The 16691-nt window shown below is 56.1% G+C and carries 17 protein-coding genes and 1 pseudogene; 9 read left to right on the top strand and 9 right to left on the bottom strand.

The window, feature by feature from the left end:
• The first annotated feature begins 87 nt into the window (after positions 1-87).
• The 8 genes from mutM (at position 88) to gyrB (ending at position 9608) form a co-directional block, all read left to right on the top strand.
• Positions 88-939 (top strand): bifunctional DNA-formamidopyrimidine glycosylase/DNA-(apurinic or apyrimidinic site) lyase, encoded by an 852-nt coding sequence (gene mutM, locus AC13DE_RS15140; RefSeq protein WP_483048298.1) that lies wholly within the window; start codon positions 88-90, stop codon positions 937-939.
• A gap of 64 nt (positions 940-1003) precedes the next feature.
• Complete coding sequence (locus tag AC13DE_RS15135) at positions 1004-1780, top strand: enoyl-CoA hydratase (RefSeq protein ID WP_446295263.1); 777 nt, start codon at positions 1004-1006, stop codon at positions 1778-1780.
• A 167-nt stretch (positions 1781-1947) separates the two neighbouring features.
• Entirely contained in the window at positions 1948-2211 is a 264-nt protein-coding gene (gene rpsT / locus AC13DE_RS15130; RefSeq protein WP_446295262.1) for a 30S ribosomal protein S20, read from the top strand.
• A gap of 521 nt (positions 2212-2732) precedes the next feature.
• The gene (gene dnaA, locus AC13DE_RS15125; RefSeq protein ID WP_446314563.1) at positions 2733-4088 is read left to right on the top strand and encodes a chromosomal replication initiator protein DnaA; all 1356 of its coding nucleotides are present in this window, start codon (positions 2733-2735) and stop codon (positions 4086-4088) included.
• Positions 4089-4223: 135 nt separating this feature from the next.
• On the top strand, positions 4224-5342 hold the full coding sequence (dnaN, locus tag AC13DE_RS15120) for a DNA polymerase III subunit beta (RefSeq protein WP_483048297.1): 1119 nt from the start codon (positions 4224-4226) through the stop codon (positions 5340-5342).
• Between the two features lie 58 nt (positions 5343-5400).
• Positions 5401-6498, top strand: coding sequence for a DNA replication/repair protein RecF (gene recF, locus AC13DE_RS15115; protein ID WP_483048296.1), 1098 nt, complete (start codon positions 5401-5403; stop codon positions 6496-6498).
• Positions 6495-7115 carry a LysE family translocator gene (locus AC13DE_RS15110; RefSeq protein WP_483048295.1) on the top strand — a complete coding sequence of 207 codons (621 nt, stop codon included), beginning with the start codon at positions 6495-6497 and terminating at the stop codon, positions 7113-7115. The genes recF and AC13DE_RS15110 overlap by 4 nt, the downstream gene beginning before the upstream one ends.
• Before the next feature lie 78 nt (positions 7116-7193).
• Complete coding sequence (gene gyrB, locus AC13DE_RS15105) at positions 7194-9608, top strand: DNA topoisomerase (ATP-hydrolyzing) subunit B (protein ID WP_483048294.1); 2415 nt, start codon at positions 7194-7196, stop codon at positions 9606-9608.
• Here the strand turns inward: gyrB and AC13DE_RS15100 are convergent.
• From AC13DE_RS15100 to AC13DE_RS15060, 9 genes and pseudogenes are all read right to left on the bottom strand, one after another.
• Positions 9594-9767: pseudogene (locus AC13DE_RS15100) on the bottom strand (transposase); the annotation flags it as partial. The gene gyrB and the pseudogene AC13DE_RS15100 sit on opposite strands and share 15 nt — an antisense overlap.
• 148 nt (positions 9768-9915) lie before the next feature.
• Complete coding sequence (ureG, locus tag AC13DE_RS15095; RefSeq protein ID WP_483048293.1) at positions 9916-10539, bottom strand: urease accessory protein UreG; 624 nt, start codon at positions 10537-10539, stop codon at positions 9916-9918.
• Entirely contained in the window at positions 10536-11228 is a 693-nt protein-coding gene (locus AC13DE_RS15090) for an urease accessory protein UreF (protein ID WP_483048292.1), read from the bottom strand. Before AC13DE_RS15090 ends, ureG begins: the two co-directional genes overlap by 4 nt.
• Positions 11173-11646 carry an urease accessory protein UreE gene (locus AC13DE_RS15085; RefSeq protein WP_483048291.1) on the bottom strand — a complete coding sequence of 158 codons (474 nt, stop codon included), beginning with the start codon at positions 11644-11646 and terminating at the stop codon, positions 11173-11175. The genes AC13DE_RS15090 and AC13DE_RS15085 overlap by 56 nt, the downstream gene beginning before the upstream one ends.
• 9 nt (positions 11647-11655) lie before the next feature.
• On the bottom strand, positions 11656-13365 hold the full coding sequence (ureC, locus tag AC13DE_RS15080) for an urease subunit alpha (protein WP_483048290.1): 1710 nt from the start codon (positions 13363-13365) through the stop codon (positions 11656-11658).
• On the bottom strand, positions 13365-13670 hold the full coding sequence (locus AC13DE_RS15075; protein ID WP_483048289.1) for an urease subunit beta: 306 nt from the start codon (positions 13668-13670) through the stop codon (positions 13365-13367). Before AC13DE_RS15075 ends, ureC begins: the two co-directional genes overlap by 1 nt.
• Positions 13667-13834 carry a hypothetical protein gene (locus AC13DE_RS15070; protein WP_446295250.1) on the bottom strand — a complete coding sequence of 56 codons (168 nt, stop codon included), beginning with the start codon at positions 13832-13834 and terminating at the stop codon, positions 13667-13669. Before AC13DE_RS15070 ends, AC13DE_RS15075 begins: the two co-directional genes overlap by 4 nt.
• Positions 13835-13855: 21 nt before the next feature.
• Positions 13856-14158 carry an urease subunit gamma gene (locus tag AC13DE_RS15065; RefSeq protein ID WP_446295249.1) on the bottom strand — a complete coding sequence of 101 codons (303 nt, stop codon included), beginning with the start codon at positions 14156-14158 and terminating at the stop codon, positions 13856-13858.
• A gap of 3 nt (positions 14159-14161) precedes the next feature.
• Positions 14162-14905 carry an urease accessory protein UreD gene (locus AC13DE_RS15060; protein ID WP_446295248.1) on the bottom strand — a complete coding sequence of 248 codons (744 nt, stop codon included), beginning with the start codon at positions 14903-14905 and terminating at the stop codon, positions 14162-14164.
• A gap of 487 nt (positions 14906-15392) precedes the next feature.
• On the opposite strand from AC13DE_RS15060, the gene urtA reads away from it, so the two are divergent.
• Entirely contained in the window at positions 15393-16667 is a 1275-nt protein-coding gene (gene urtA, locus AC13DE_RS15055; RefSeq protein ID WP_446295247.1) for an urea ABC transporter substrate-binding protein, read from the top strand.
• Positions 16668-16691: the final 24 nt, after the last annotated feature.

Raw genomic sequence — 16691 nt, 5'->3', positions numbered from 1 at the left:
GGGTCTTGTAGTCCTTTGATCTGCACCTTTGTTATAGGGCGCGAGGGGCTGGGTACAATGCGCCCCTTTTGTCACAGGGGAAGAACTATGCCGGAATTGCCAGAAGTCGAAACTGTGCGCCGGGGTCTGGCCCCCGTGATGGAAGGGCAGGTCATTGCCCGCGCCGAAGTGAACCGCCCCAATCTACGCTGGCCATTCCCACCTGATATGGCCGCGCGGCTGACCGGCCAGCGGGTGGAAAGGCTGCGCCGACGTTCAAAATACATCCTCGCGGATTTATCATCGGGGGAATCGCTGCTGGTTCACCTTGGCATGTCTGGGCGAATGCTGGTCTCGGGGGACCCCCTGGGGCAATTTGTCCACGATCACCCGGCTCCGGAAAAACACGATCATGTGGTGCTGCATATGGCCAACGGGGCCCGCGTGACATTCAATGATCCGCGGCGTTTCGGGGCGATGGATCTATTGGACACCTTGACTGCGGACACCCACAAACTGCTGGCATCTATCGGACCGGAACCGTTCGGCAACGATTTTCACGAAGCCTATCTGGTTGCCGTACTCAAAGACCGCAATTTACCGATAAAGTCTGCGCTTTTGGATCAACGCATCGTTGCGGGACTGGGAAATATCTATGTCTGCGAAACACTTTACCGGGCGCGGATCCACCCTGGGCGCAAGGCTGGACATGTCTCGGCACAAGAGGCAGCCGGACTTGTTCCGATTATCCGCGACGTGCTCCAGGAGGCCATTGCGGCGGGCGGATCCACCTTACGAGACTTCAAGCAGTCGGACGGGGAACTGGGCTATTTCCAGCACAGCTTTGATGTCTATGGTCGCGAGACGGAACCCTGCAAAACCTTGGGCTGCGACCATCAAGTCAGCCGAATCGTCCAGTCCGGCCGATCGTCCTTCTACTGTCCGCAATGCCAAAGATAACTTGAAACGACCTACGCTCGTGATATGCACATTCTTCAAAGCGTAACAAACGAGAGCATTCTTGATGGCTTATGAAACGATCACGGTCGACGTCGACAACCATATCGCGCTTGTCACGCTAAACCGGCCTGACGCACTGAACGCATTGAATGATCAGTTGATGACCGAACTGGCCGATGCCCTGAAATCCGCTCAGGAAAACGAAAAGGTCCGGTGCATCGTCATTACCGGCTCGGAAAAGGCATTTGCAGCAGGTGCCGATATCGCGATGATGCGCGACAAAAGCTTTGTCGATGTTTTTGCGGGTGACCTGTTCACACCCGAGACAGACCAGATCATGCGCGTTCGCAAACCGATCATCGCGGCCGTTTCGGGCTACGCGCTTGGTGGCGGATGTGAACTGGCAATGATGTGTGATTTTATCATTTGCTCGGAAACCGCTAAATTCGGCCAGCCGGAAATCAACCTGGGCGTTGTCGCCGGAATCGGCGGCACACAGCGCCTGACCCGCGCGATCGGCAAATCCAAAGCGATGGACATGAACCTGACCGGGCGTTTTATGGACGCAGCCGAGGCCGAGCGTTCCGGCCTGGTATCGCGGGTCGTGCCAGTGAAAAAGCTGATGGAAGAAGCAATGGCGGCGGCGGCGAAGATTGCAGAAAAATCCCTTATCTCCACGATGGTTGTCAAAGAAGCGGTGAACCGTTCCTTTGAAGTGCCACTGAGAGAAGGTTTGCTGTTTGAACGGCGGGTGTTCCATTCGCTTTTTGCAACGGAAGACCAAAAGGAAGGCATGTCCGCTTTCCTTGAAAAGCGCGAAGCGCAATTTCGCGACAAGTAATTAACTATGTGGGTTTGCAATGCGCCTCTGGTTGCACTATAGGCAGGCCCAATACATGCGCGTGCAGCCCGCTCTGGCTAGAATCACCTTATCGGAATGTGTTCCGGTCTTTGGGTTTGTGTCGCGTATTCGCAATTTGAACATACTAAAGATGAAGGCTGATCCTCATGGCAAACACACCACAGGCAAAGAAGCGCGCCCGTCAGAACGAAGCACGTTTCCAAATCAACAAAGCACGCCGTTCGCGTATCCGTACCTTTCTGCGTAAAGTAGAGGAAGCCATCGCATCCGGTGACAAAGAAGCCGCAACGACCGCACTTCGCGCTGCCCAGCCAGAGCTGATGCGCGGCGTGACGAAAGGCGTTTTTCACAAGAACACTGCATCGCGTAAGATGTCGCGCCTGGCCTCGCGGGTAAAAGCACTGGGTTAAACCCTACCCGCCACAGACTTACTGATTCCTGAAGGGGCATCGCATTGCGGTGCCCCTTTTGACTTTTTGGTCACTACTTTTGGTAGAAAGAGATTCTTTTGCACCATTCACTGAGTCAAGTTTTAAGATGTGTTGAAACGATTGATACGACATTGCTAAAAGTACCAAGCGCGATTCATTTCGCTTGGGGGGACAGGCTCTGACCTAACTAAACATTTGCTAGGATGTTGCTGTTGGGTAGAGGATGTATGGCTGATCTTGCTAGGGGTCACCATGAGATCTGCGGATGCTGCTGCCAGCACATTTGCCCTGCCTTTGTATACGACGAACGGCTTGTTCGGCAGCGACGCTAGGTAATTTGACACCTGCGCACGCGCCAAACGTGCCCTTGTATAATAAGTCCGAAGGACAGCAGGCCGGTTTCTCGTTGGGACCGGGTAAGTGGCCCGTTGTCTTCGTATTAATAAAGAATTGCAGCCGGGCGTGCACCGGTCTGTATAAATTTGGGGACAGTAGGGTACATGACGCAGGCTCAGTGGACTAAAATTAGAGACCGCTTAAAGAAAACAGTTGGGCAGAATAACTTTACAACCTGGATCGCCCCGTTGTCCGTTGGCCCGCTCGAAGATGGTGTAACCACTCTCTTTGTCCCGACGAACTTTTTCGGCAATTACGTAAGCCAAAATTTTGCCGATTTGATTTTGCACGAGATGCAATCCGAGAATGACAACGTCACTCGCCTGAAGTTCGAGCTGGCAACACCTGACAAGTCAGCAATTCCGCTTCCTGCGCCCGCGCGCCCCAAAACTGCTACGGCACAGCCTTCGAACAGCTCGCTTAACACTGCACCTCTCGACGCCCGCTTTAGCTTTGATAACTTTGTTGTCGGCAAGCCCAATGAACTGGCCCACGCAGCGGCGCGGCGCGTGGCCGAAGGCGGCCCCGTTACTTTCAACCCACTGTTTTTATATGGCGGCGTCGGGCTCGGGAAAACCCACCTGATGCACGCCATCGCCCAAGAGCTTCATCTCAGAAAACCAGAGCTGAATGTTCTGTATCTTTCCGCTGAACAGTTCATGTATCGGTTTGTTCAGGCGCTCCGAGATCGCAAGATGATGGATTTCAAGGAAATCTTCCGCTCAGTCGATGTGTTGATGGTGGACGACGTACAGTTCATTGCCGGCAAAGACAGCACGCAGGAAGAATTCTTTCACACCTTCAACGCGCTGGTTGATCAGAACAAACAAATTATCATTTCTGCCGACCGCGCACCCGGCGAGATCAAGGATCTTGAAGACCGTGTGAAATCGCGTTTGCAGTGTGGCTTGGTCGTCGATCTTCATCCGACCGACTATGAACTGCGGTTGGGCATTCTACAAAGCAAGGTCGAAGCCCAACGCGCCAACTATCCCGGCCTCGAGATCGAGGCCGGCGTCCTGGAGTTCCTGGCCCACCGGATCACCAGCAATGTACGCGTATTGGAAGGGGCGCTGACCCGGCTGTTCGCTTTTGCATCTTTGGTTGGCCGTGAAATCAACATGGATCTCACCCAGGATTGTTTGGCTGATGTCCTGCGCGCGTCTGAACGAAAAATCAGCATCGAAGAAATTCAGCGCAAGGTATCGGAACACTACAATATCCGTCTTAGCGATATGGTGGGGCCAAAGCGCCTGCGTAGCTATGCTCGCCCCCGTCAGGTGGCAATGTACTTGTGCAAAAAGATGACGAGCCGGTCACTCCCCGAAATCGGGCGCCGTTTTGGGGGCCGCGACCATACCACCGTCATGCATGGCGTGAAACGCATCGAAGAGCTCAAGCAAAGCGACGGGCAGATTGCCGAAGATCTGGAATTGCTGCGCCGTTCGCTCGAAGCCTAAACGCACCACTTTACCCATAACCGGCACGGAGGCCTTGACGGGCCTTTGTTTCGTGCTGAAAAGTCAATAAAACTCTTGTGAATACATTGGTATCGGGTAGTTTGCCCTCCCGGACTGCCGGAATGGAGATGGCATATGAAATTCAGCATCGAACGCGCCGCGCTGCTTAAAGCTGTGTCGCAGGCACAATCAGTGGTAGAGCGCCGTAATACCATTCCAATTCTTGCAAACGTGCTGATCGAGGCCGAAGGTTCTGACGCATCTTTCCGGGCGACCGATCTGGATATCGAAGTCGTCGACAAGGCCCCGGCCCAAGTCGAACGTGCTGGCGCAACCACAGTATCCGCAACCACGTTGCACGAGATTGTGCGCAAGCTTCCCGATGGGGCGCTGATCACATTGACATCAGACAATGCGTCGGGCCGCTTGACGGTCGAAGCAGGACGATCAAACTTTTCGCTGGCTACCTTACCACGCGAAGATTTCCCCGTTATGGCGACTGCGGAATACCAGTCGAATTTCAAAGCCCCCGCCCCTGTATTGCGCCGTCTGTTCGATAAGTCGAAATTCGCCATTTCCACCGAAGAGACACGGTATTACTTGAATGGCGTTTACATGCATATTTCGGACAGCGACGGCAGTAAAGTTCTGCGCTGCGTGGCCACTGACGGTCACCGTCTGGCGCGTATTGATGCACCTATGCCCGATAATGCCGCAGAAATGCCGGGCGTCATCGTGCCGCGTAAAACCGTGGGTGAACTGCGCAAACTATTGGACGATGACGAAATGGAAATCGCCGTTTCGGTTTCCGAAACCAAGATCCGGTTCGCGACACCCGACATCACTTTGACGTCCAAGGTCATCGACGGGACCTTCCCGGACTACACCCGTGTCATTCCACAGGGAAATACCCGCAAGATGGAAGTCGACGCCAGTGACTTTGCGCGTGCCGTCGACCGCGTTGCGACGGTCAGCTCTGAACGGTCTCGTGCGGTGAAGCTGCAACTGGATGAAGACCGGCTTATCCTGTCGGTAAATGCGCCAGACAGTGGTGCCGCAGAAGAAGAACTGGCCGTCGCCTATGCTGACGAACGGCTCGAGATTGGGTTTAACGCCAAATACCTGCTTGAGATCGCCAGTCAGGTTGACCGCGAAAACGCGGTGTTCCTGTTCAACTCCTCTGGCGATCCGACATTGATGCGCGAAGGCAATGATATGTCTGCCGTGTATGTCGTCATGCCGATGCGTGTGTGAGGCACCGGCACTTCCGTAAAATCCGTGTCGATCGCGTTGATGCGTTCAGGCCTATCTCATGACAGGGCTTTTTCTTTCCCGGCTGACACTGTCGCATTTCAGGTCGCATAAGCGCGCCGTTATCGAATGTGATCACCGCCCCGTTGCAATCTACGGGCCGAACGGAGCCGGCAAAACCAACATTCTCGAAGCGATCTCCTTGCTTTCTCCCGGTCGTGGCCTGCGGCGATCCAGTGCCTTGGATATGACGCGCCGCCCCGAAGCGCTTGGCTGGAAACTTTCGGCACATCTGCACAGTCTGGGTCAGGTTCACGAGGTCGAGGTGTGGTCGGAAAACGGGGCTGCCCGCCAAACCAGAATTGATGGCAAAGCCGTACCGCAAACCGGGCTGGGACGCATTGCAAGGGTGTTGTGGTTGATACCGTCGATGGACCGGCTGTGGATCGAGGGTGCGGAAGGACGGCGGCGTTTTCTGGATCGTGTCACTCTTAGCTTTCTGCCTGATCATGCCGAACAGTCGTTGAACTACGAAAAAGCGATGCGCGAACGTAACCGCCTGTTAAAGGATATGGTCCGTGAACCATCGTGGTATTTGGCGTTGGAACAGCAGTTGGCCGAAACCGGTGCGGCGATCCACGCGAACCGGCTAGCGGCGCTTCAGGCGCTCACTGATGCGCAGGAGCAGGCGGAGACGGTCTTTCCCACAGCCTCGCTTTCTCTGATATGCGACATGCCGACGTCGGCCGACGATCTACGCAAGGCTCTGGCCGATAACAGGATGAGAGACCTCTCGGCGGGTCGCACGCTGATCGGCCCGCATCGTGCTGATCTGGAAGGCGTCTATACAGCAAAGAACGTTCCTGCACGCGATTGTTCGACCGGGGAACAGAAAGCGCTTCTTGTCTCATTGATCCTTGCCAACGCACGGGCGCTGGCATCCGACTTCGGGGCCGCTCCGGTGTTGTTGCTGGACGAAGTCGCGGCGCATCTTGATGCCGGTCGGCGCGCGGCTTTGTATGATGAAATCTCCGCCCTTGGTGCGCAGGCATGGATGACCGGCACCGAGCATGACCTCTTCGACACTCTGGGCGCGCGCACCCAAATGTTGGAAGTCACCGAAATTGACGGACAATCCACAGCGAGGATGCAACCGTGACGATATCTTTGCCGGACCTGCTGCTTTACTGCGGTGCCTTGCTTGTCCTATTTCTTACGCCCGGCCCGGTTTGGCTGGCCATCATGGCGCGTGCCCTGTCCGGGGGGTTCAGCGCTGCCTGGCCGTTGGCGTTGGGTGTATCAATCGGCGATATGCTGTGGCCGCTTGTCGCGGTGTTAGGGATCAGTTGGATATTATCGGTATTCGACGCTTTCATGCTGGTCATGCGCTGGATAGCCAGCGGCGTATTCCTGGTGATGGGTGGCCTGTTGATCCGCCATGCAGAGGCGAAAATTGACCGGGACAATCGATTGACCCGCCCCGGCGCGTGGGCAGGTTTTGCAGCAGGGCTTCTTGCGATCCTCGGTAATCCCAAGGCGGTTCTGTTCTATATTGGAGTACTGCCCGGTTTTTTCGATTTACGCGCAGTCACGTGGTTGGACGTGGCTGTCATCATAGCGGTTTCCGTCACGATTCCGTTGGTCGGAAATCTGATGGTCGCGGCCTCTGTCGGTAAATTACGCGGCCTGATGACCCGCCCCGCCACATTGAAACGCATCAATATGGTGGCGGGTATCCTGTTGATCTGCGTCGGGCTTGTCATTCCGTTCGTATGACACAAAATCTTGTGTCGGGCGCGTGACATTCCCCTGAGAAAACACTATAAATTGGGCAACAAAAGAAGGTTTCCCATAATGTCAGACACCGATCAAATTCCCGAGGAATACGGCGCAGATTCTATCAAAGTTCTCAAGGGCTTAGAAGCTGTGCGCAAGCGCCCCGGCATGTACATCGGCGATACTGATGACGGATCGGGGTTGCACCATATGGTGTACGAGGTGGTTGACAACGGGATCGACGAAGCGCTGGCGGGTCATGCAGACGCCGTAAACGTTACAATTCACGAAGATAACTCCGTTTCGGTCAGTGATAACGGACGTGGCATTCCGGTTGGTATCCACCAGGGCGAAGGTGTGTCCGCCGCCGAAGTCATCATGACACAGCTCCATGCCGGCGGTAAGTTCGACAGCAACTCCTATAAGGTTTCCGGCGGCTTGCACGGGGTTGGGGTCTCCGTTGTGAATGCGTTGTCCGACTGGCTGGAACTGCGCATCTGGCGCGAGGGAAAAGAACACGTCGCCCGTTTCGAGGGCGGTTTCACCAAAGAACACTTGAGCGTTGTCGGCCCAACCGAACGCACCGGCACGGAAGTGCGCTTTATGGCATCCACCAGCACGTTCTCGAACCTGGAATATAGTTTTGACACGCTCGAAAAGCGCTTGCGCGAACTGGCATTCCTGAATTCGGGTGTGCGGATCATTCTTACAGATGAACGCCCCGCCGAACCTTTGCGCACAGAGCTGTTTTATGAAGGTGGTGTTAAGGAATTCGTGAAATACCTCGACCGCTCCAAATCCTCGGTTATGCCAGAGCCGATCTTTATCACTGGCGAACGTGACGACATCGGTGTCGAGGTCGCGATGTGGTGGAATGACAGTTATCATGAAAATGTCCTGCCCTTTACCAATAACATCCCGCAACGCGATGGTGGTACGCACATGGCCGGCTTTCGCGGTGCGTTGACACGCACCATCAACAACTATGCGCAGTCGTCAGGTATCGCGAAAAAGGAAAAGGTGTCCTTTACCGGAGATGACGCCCGCGAAGGTCTGACATGCGTTCTGTCAGTCAAGGTGCCGGACCCCAAGTTCAGCTCGCAGACCAAAGACAAACTCGTCAGTTCCGAAGTGCGCCCCGCCGTCGAAGGCCTGGTAAACGAGAAACTTGCAGAGTGGTTTGAAGAAAACCCGCAGATCGCCAAAATCGTTGTCGGCAAGATCATCGAAGCCGCCCATGCCCGCGAGGCGGCGCGCAAGGCCCGTGACCTGACGCGTCGGAAAACCGCGATGGATGTGAACTTCCTGGCGGGCAAGCTCAAGGATTGCTCGGAAAAAGACCCGTCCAAGACCGAAGTCTTTCTGGTCGAGGGTGACTCGGCCGGTGGATCGGCCCAGACCGGCCGCGACCGCCAGACACAGGCGATCCTGCCATTGAAGGGTAAAATTCTTAACGTCGAGCGGGCCCGGTTCGACCGGATGCTGGGCAGCCAGGAAATCGGCAATCTTGTCATGGCGCTTGGCACCGGTATCGGACGTGATGAATTCGACATCGACAAGCTGCGGTACCATAAGATTGTCATCATGACCGACGCCGACGTCGATGGTGCACATATCCGAACGCTTTTGCTGACGTTCTTCTATCGTCAAATGCCGCAGCTGATCGAGAACGGCCACCTCTACATTGCGCAACCGCCGCTCTACAAAGTGTCGCGCGGCAAGTCCGAAGTGTACCTGAAAGATCAGGCGGCGATGGAAGATTACCTGATCCAGCAAGGCATCGAAGGTGCCATGCTGCACCAGGGAAATGGCGAAGAGATAACCGGCCAGGATCTGGCACGTGTCGTCGATCTTGCCCGCCAGATGCGTCGGGTTCTTGAGGCCTTTCCGACCCATTATCCGCGCCATATTCTTGAACAGGCTGCAATCGCCGGCGCTTTCGTTCCGGGTGCGGTCGATGCTGACCTTCAAGGCGTGGCTGACAAGGTCGCTGAACGGCTGAACCTTATCGCGCTGGAATGGGAACGCGGATGGCAAGGGCGGATCACTCAGGATCACGGTGTCCGACTGGCCCGTATCCTGCGCGGTGTCGAAGAAGTCCGCACGCTTGACGGACGCCTGCTGCGCTCAGGAGAAGCAAAGCGCTCGGGCGGCTTCACCCAGCACCTGCAAGACGTCTATGACATGCCTGCGAAACTGGTACGCAAAGATCGTTCACAGATTATCCATGGACCCATGGACCTGCTCGAAGCGATCTTGGCCGAGGGCGAAAAGGGCCTGTCACTCCAGCGGTATAAGGGATTGGGTGAAATGAACCCCGACCAACTTTGGGAAACCACGCTGGACCCTGATGCCAGAACGCTTTTGCAAGTCAAGGTCTCCGATATGGCCGAGGCTGATGACCTGTTCACAAAGCTCATGGGCGACGTCGTAGAGCCCCGCCGCGAGTTCATCCAACAAAACGCGTTGAATGTGGCAAACCTGGATTTCTGATTTTATGCAGGATCGCGTGTATTCACGCGCGATCCCCCATTTGTTCAGCGTCGAAAGGCCAACACCTAAATCAGATGCAACCTGTTTGCTTGTCATCCCACTTGTCAACGCAATCCGCACCGCATCAGCGCGGAATTTGTCCGTCCGTTTCAGTCCCATAGTCCAACGCTCTTGTTGCGGTAAGTGCTATCAAAGGATCGGCGTCAAACCGCGACAGGTCCTGTACAGCCAATTTCCAGGTTGCGCTGGACGCATGAGCGACGGGTCCACGATTCTATGCGAAAACAAGCCGCGGTTTGGGCGGCCCTTAGCGAACCTTGGAGAGCCCGCCAATTTTCAGGATGTGGCTCAGAACCTCGTCAGCCCCATCATTGCGCCGCAGTGCGCAAAACACGTATGGTCGGCCGTTACGCATTTTTTCGCAATCTTGTTTCATTCGTTCCAATGAGGCACCGACATGCGGTGCAAGATCGGTTTTGTTGATCAAAAGCAGATCCGATTTCGTCAGCGCCGGCCCCCTTTTGCGCGGAATGTCCTCACCTGCCGCGACATCAATCACATAGATTGTTATGTCCGCCAGTTCGGGGCTGAAGGTGGCCGACAAATTGTCACCGCCGCTTTCGATCAAAACAATATCCAGATCGGAATGACGCGCGCGCAGCTGCGCAACTGCGGCGAGATTGATCGAGGCGTCCTCGCGAATGGCGGTATGGGGGCATCCGCCTGTTTCTACCCCTATGATGCGGTCCTGCGGAAGAATTTGCATCCGCATCAGCGCCTCCGCGTCCTCTTGAGTATAGATGTCATTGGTGATCACGCCAATCGAGAAGTCTTGTTGCAATGCGCGGGCCAGGCAGGCCGTCAGCGTCGTTTTTCCGGCCCCCACAGGGCCACCAATACCAATGCGCAATGGACCGTGAAGTTCTGTCATGAGCGGAATATCCTTGGTTGAAGCGTTTCATGTTGCATGGCGGCGATATCCGAGAAAAAGGCGGTATTGCCCAGATCATCCAGCGTGGCACCGAAGGTGTTCTTGGCAATCTGGTCGCACAGCGGGATAAGGGACGCGAGGATCCGTTGCCCCTCGGTTTGACCCAGCGGAACAGCACGCACCGCCGCAAATACCAGATTGCCGGCAAAAGAATGCAAATACAGCGCTGCGGTCAAATCGACGTCCAGTTGCATGTGCGCAGCAGCGTGACCAACAGCGACGGGATAGCAAAGCGCAGCCGGATGACCGCCCCAGATCGCGGCAGTTGTTTGGCTGAATGCGTTGCCTTGAAGCTGTGTTTCAAGGATACGCTCGCTAGAGGTTGAGATCGCCAGAGCCGTTTGGTTCACTTGCTCCAAAGCAGCGTGAGACCGGCACCCATGCGCCGCGCGTAACAGGATGCAGTCGTTTCGCCCGCTACCATGGTTCAGTACATCCGATATCCATTGTTCAAGGTCGGAAGCCTTCGCGACTGCCCCGCTTTGAAAGACTGTTTCCAGCCCATGCGAATAGGCAAATGCACCGACGGGAAAGGCAGGTGACAGCCACTGCGCAAGGGTCAGAACGTCATGTTCAGTGTTCATGTGCGGTGGCGACATGGTCATGGGAATGGGTGCGACCATGGCCATACGCACCGCCTTCTGGGTTAAACGGAGCGGTCAGCGGCTCAACCACAGCACCAAGGTGCTCGAGCATGTGGCCAATGACGGGGTCGGCCTGTATCAGCAGGTGGTCCGAATTGATCTGGCAGGGCGTATGACGGTTGCCAACATGCCAAGCCAGTCGCACAAGATCGCTGCCCCATACTTTGTAAAGCTCTTCGACGCCCGCGGTGATCCGGACCAATCCGCCGTTATCGAGCTCAAGCGCATCGCCATCATCCAGAGAGGTTGTCTGTGCCAAATTCACGATGAAGGGCTCACCCGATGTCATCGTCAACCGCTTGCGGCGCAAAAACCGCCCAGCGTAATCCAGCTTGCAAGTTGTTGCCGGGCCATCCCAATGACCCTTGCGATGCAGGGTTTGTGCGATAGGAAGTTGTGTCATGGTGTCCTCTCAGAACATGAAGTAGCGTTGGGCCATCGGCAATACGTCGGCGGGTTGGCAGGTCAGCAGAACGCCGTCCGCCCGCACTTCGTAGGTTTCGGGGTGTACGTCGATTTGCGGCAGGGCATCGTTCAGGACCATGTCGGCCTTGCCAATGGACCGCGTGTTTTTCACCGCAACCGTTTGTTTTGACAGCCCCAAGGTGGTACCAATCCCCGCAGCTTGTGCTGCCGCCGAGACAAAGCTGACCGACGTATGTCGTAGTGCAGTGCCATAGGCACCGAACATCGGGCGGCTGTAAACGGGCTGCGGTGTGGGGATCGACGCATTTGGATCGCCCATCTGCGCCACGACAATGGTGCCTGCCATCAAGACCATCTCGGGTTTGACGCCAAAGAATGCAGGGTTCCACAACACCAGATCAGCCCGTTTACCCACCGAAATATCACCGATGACATGACTGACGCCTTGTGCAATTGCTGGATTGATCGTGTATTTTGCGATGTATCGCCGCACGCGCAAGTTGTCGTTGTCGCCGGTTTCCTCGGCCAATGCACCGCGTTGTTTCTTCATCTTGTCAGCGGTTTGCCACGTTCGGATCAGCACCTCGCCCACGCGACCCATAGCCTGTGAATCAGACGCAATAATCGAAAACGCACCGATATCGTGTAGAATATCCTCGGCGGCAATCGTCTCGCGCCGGATACGGCTTTCGGCGAAAGCGATGTCTTCGGGAATTGATTTATCAAGGTGGTGACAGACCATCAGCATATCCAGATGCTCTTCCAGCGTGTTCACCGTGAAAGGTCGCGTCGGGTTGGTTGAGGACGGCAGCACATTCGCATTCCCACAAATCTTGATGATATCCGGGGCATGTCCTCCCCCCGCACCTTCAGTATGGAAAGCATGGATGGTGCGGCCCTTCATCGCATCGACGGTATGTTCGACAAAGCCGCTTTCGTTCAATGTATCGGTGTGGATCATCACCTGAACGTCCATGTCGTCGGCCACCGTCAGACAGCAATCAATGGCTGCTGGGGTCGTGCCCCAATCCTCGTGCAGTTTCAGGGCACAGGCACCAGCATTAACCATTTCGACCAAAGCATCGGGTTGGCTGGCATTGCCTTTGCCCGAAAGGCCGATGTTCATAGGGATGCCGTCAAAAGATTGCAACATCCGGCCGATGTGCCAGGGCCCGGGTGTACAGGTCGTCGCCAGCGTCCCATGCGCCGGGCCGGTGCCGCCGCCAAAACAGGTGGTCACGCCGGAATGCAAGGAGTCCTCCATCTGCTGGGGGCAGATAAAGTGGATATGACTGTCCATACCGCCCGCAGTCAGAATGCGACCCTCCCCCGCGATGACTTCGGTGCCAGGGCCGACGATGATATTAACGCCCGACTGCGTGTCAGGATTGCCCGCTTTGCCAATGGCATGGATCAGCCCGTCTTTTAACGCAACGTCAGCTTTGTAGATGCCGGAATGATCCACGATCAACGCATTGGTAATGACGGTGTCGACCGCACCGCCTGATCGGGTGACTTGGGATTGCCCCATGCCGTCGCGGATGGTTTTGCCGCCGCCAAACTTTACCTCCTCGCCGTAGCTGGTCAGGTCGCGTTCCACCTCGATCACAAGATCTGTATCAGCAAGCCTGAGCCGGTCACCCGTCGTGGGACCATACATCGCGGCATATTGTGCGCGGGGTATCTGGGTGGGCATTACAGGTCTCCCATAACTTGGGCGTTAAAGCCAAAAATACGACGGGTCCCGCCGATCGGAATCAATTGCACCTCGCGGCGTTGGCCGGGTTCAAACCGCACTGCGGTGCCGGAGGCGATGTCGAGGCGCAGACCCCGCGCGATGCTGCGGTCGAATTCCAGCGCCGGGTTGGTTTCGGCGAAATGATAGTGGCTACCGACCTGTACCGGCCGGTCGCCGGTGTTGGCCACTATCAGGGTAACGGCCTGCGCACCCGCATTCAGGGTCAGTGTGCCGGAGGCAGGAAAAACCTCGCCGGGGATCATCTGCGGGTCGCCAGCAGGACCGAGGCCGCCACAATGAGCAAAATCCCCCCGACGACAGGCAGCCAGCCGGAATCATTCAGGTGATGATGTAGATCTGCGTTGTTATGCGCTGCGGCCAACGTGGCGGTGAACAGGTAAAAAAATGGGGCAAGCAGATGTTTCATTTCAGGTCCTTCTGTACAGGTTCAACGAATGGGGTTGTGGACAGTAACCAGCTTGGTCCCGTCGGGAAATGTGGCTTCGACCTGCACTTCGTGGATCATCTCAGCGATGCCTTCCATGCATAGATCGCGGGTGACGACGTGGCCGCCGGCCTCCATCATATCGGCGACGGAACGCCCGTCGCGGGCGCCCTCGACGACCGTGTCAGTGATCAAGGCGATGGCTTCGGGATGGTTCAGCTTGACCCCCCGGGCCAAGCGTTTTCGGGCGACTTCGGCGGCCATTGCAATCAGCAGTTTGTCTTTTTCGCGGGGGGTCAGCTGCATGGTTTATAGTCTCCACGACGTGGGTAAAGTGTTGTTGGAAAGAAGTTCAAGGATGGGCACCAAGATGCGCCGAAGCTCAAAACCATCGGCGGCAAGCTGGCGGATCACCAGCACATCGTCAGCTAGCATGCTGGCACCGGCAGTTTCAGGCAGCAGGGCGCGCACCGCTTTGAGATGGTTCTGCGCTCTCGGGCCGACCATCACGACGCCTGCCATGGCACCGGCCCCATTTCCAACGGCGGCGCGGGCGAGGTGTGCGGCGGCGTCTCCGTGCAGATCCATGCCGTTGATATAGAGCGGGCGGCCATCTCGGGTGATCCGGATACGGTCTTGAAAACTCACGTCGCGCAACACTTCGCGCATAGCGGCGCGGCCAAAGACGACGGACTCCACCATCAACAGACGGGCGTGCTGGGCCAGCTCGACATTCAAACGGCGCCGAAGGGCGCAACGCTCAAATAGGATCAACTCTTGTGGCAGCCAATTCAGGCTGGCCCCGTCCTGAACCGACACGTCGGTGGTAACGCGGGCAATCTCGCCACTTTGTGCCCTGTAGGCGCGCTCGGCGGCTTGGGTGGTAATGCTCAGGGCGGCACCTGTCTGCACCTTCAGGGAAAGGGAAAACTGATCGCCGCCGGTGATGCCACCCGCCGTATTGACCAGTATTGCTTCGGCATCCGGTCGGTGGGTCTGTGGAAGTACCAACCTGAGCGCTCCTGATTGGCGCAGGTCGTGCAGGCGGGTCATGCCGTGCTCATCCCCAAAGACAGACAGCTTCCCCGAGCCAATTGCGCGCGGTTGGGACAGCCCCGTTTGAGGCAAATCGATATGAAGGGATTGGTTGATAAGTGGCTCCGGCGATCTGTCGTGTCGCCTGTAATTCCATCACATAGAGCAGCGATGCGGCAGAGATTAGACGAAAAGCATTCGCCGGAATCGTGCAAACGATCAAATGCAAGGCAGTTACGGCGAATGACGCACAACATTTGAGCATTCTCGTATGATGAATGACTTAATGCACAGACAAATTTGCCCTTAGTGCTGCGACGCAACAACCATAGCGCATCCCAGACTGTCGAATCGCGACAGAGAAAGAATGGGTGTGTGACGACCGGATGAATTGGACCTCAGAACGGCCGCCACACGGTTTGCAACATTTAAGTTGCAGGGAGTAGCTAATCGCCATGTCTTGCGAGAGCAAGGTGCGGCCGGTGTCCCTGCGCGGAGATATCATATGAAAACGACAATTGCTCTTGCGACTGCTCTTGCCACATTAACGAGCCTACCTGCCATGGCCGCTGATTGCCCGATCAAAGTGGGGGTGCTGCACTCGCTGTCCGGTACGATGGCGATTTCGGAAACCACATTGAAAGACACGATGCTGATGCTGATTGATCAGCAAAACGCCAAGGGCGGAGTGCTGGGCTGTCAACTTGAAGCGGTTGTGGTCGATCCCGCGTCTGACTGGCCACTATTTGCCGAAAAGGCCCGCGAATTGCTAACGGTGCAGGATGTCGATGTCATCTTTGGCAACTGGACCAGCGTAAGCCGGAAATCTGTTCTGCCGGTTATTGAAGAGTTGAACGGCTTACTGTTTTACCCCGTGCAATACGAAGGCGAAGAGAGCTCCAAGAACGTTTTTTACACAGGAGCCGCGCCGAACCAGCAGGCCATCCCCGCGACCGATTACCTTTTGGAAGAACTGGGCATCGAGAAATTCGCGCTGCTGGGTACCGATTATGTCTACCCCCGCACAACCAATAATATCCTAGAATCCTATCTGAAGTCCAAAGGCGTTGCCGAGGACGATATCTTTGTGAACTACACGCCGTTCGGCCATTCCGACTGGTCCAAGATCGTCGCCGATGTCGCAGCACTCGGTGCGGACGGCAAGAAAGTCGGCGTGATATCGACCATCAACGGGGATGCGAACATCGGTTTCTACAAAGAGCTTTCAGCAGCTGGCATTTCTGCCGATGACATACCGGTGGTGGCGTTTTCGGTCGGCGAGGAAGAACTTTCGGGTCTGGATACGAGCAACCTTGTCGGCCATCTTGCCGCGTGGAACTATTTCCAATCCGCAGACACGCCTGCCAACGCCGAATGGATCGCTGCGTGGAAAGACCGCATGGGCAAAGACCGCGTCACCAATGACCCCATGGAGGCCCATTATATCGGCTTCAACATGTGGGTAAACGCGGTGGAGGCTGCGGGGAGTGCCGACGTGGACGCCGTGCGTACGGCAATGTACGGGCAGGAATTTCCAAACCTGACCGGAGGCACCGCTGTTATGTTGCCCAACCACCACCTCGCCAAACCGGTATTGATCGGGGAGATCACAGCGGATGGCCAGTTCGATATCATCAGCCAGACTTCGGAAGTGCCGGGGGATGCGTGGACTGATTTCCTGCCGGAATCCGCCAAGCTGGAGTCGGATTGGAAGGATTTGGGCTGCGGTATGTACAATACCGAGACAAAAAGCTGCGTGCAGATTTTGTCTAACTACTGACCCAACCGCGAGGGCACGTTACGG

The organism is Sulfitobacter sp. L-8, assembly GCF_056859255.1.
The sequence above is the reverse complement of the archived record's forward strand: the minus strand, read 5'-3'. Positions and strand labels throughout refer to the sequence as shown.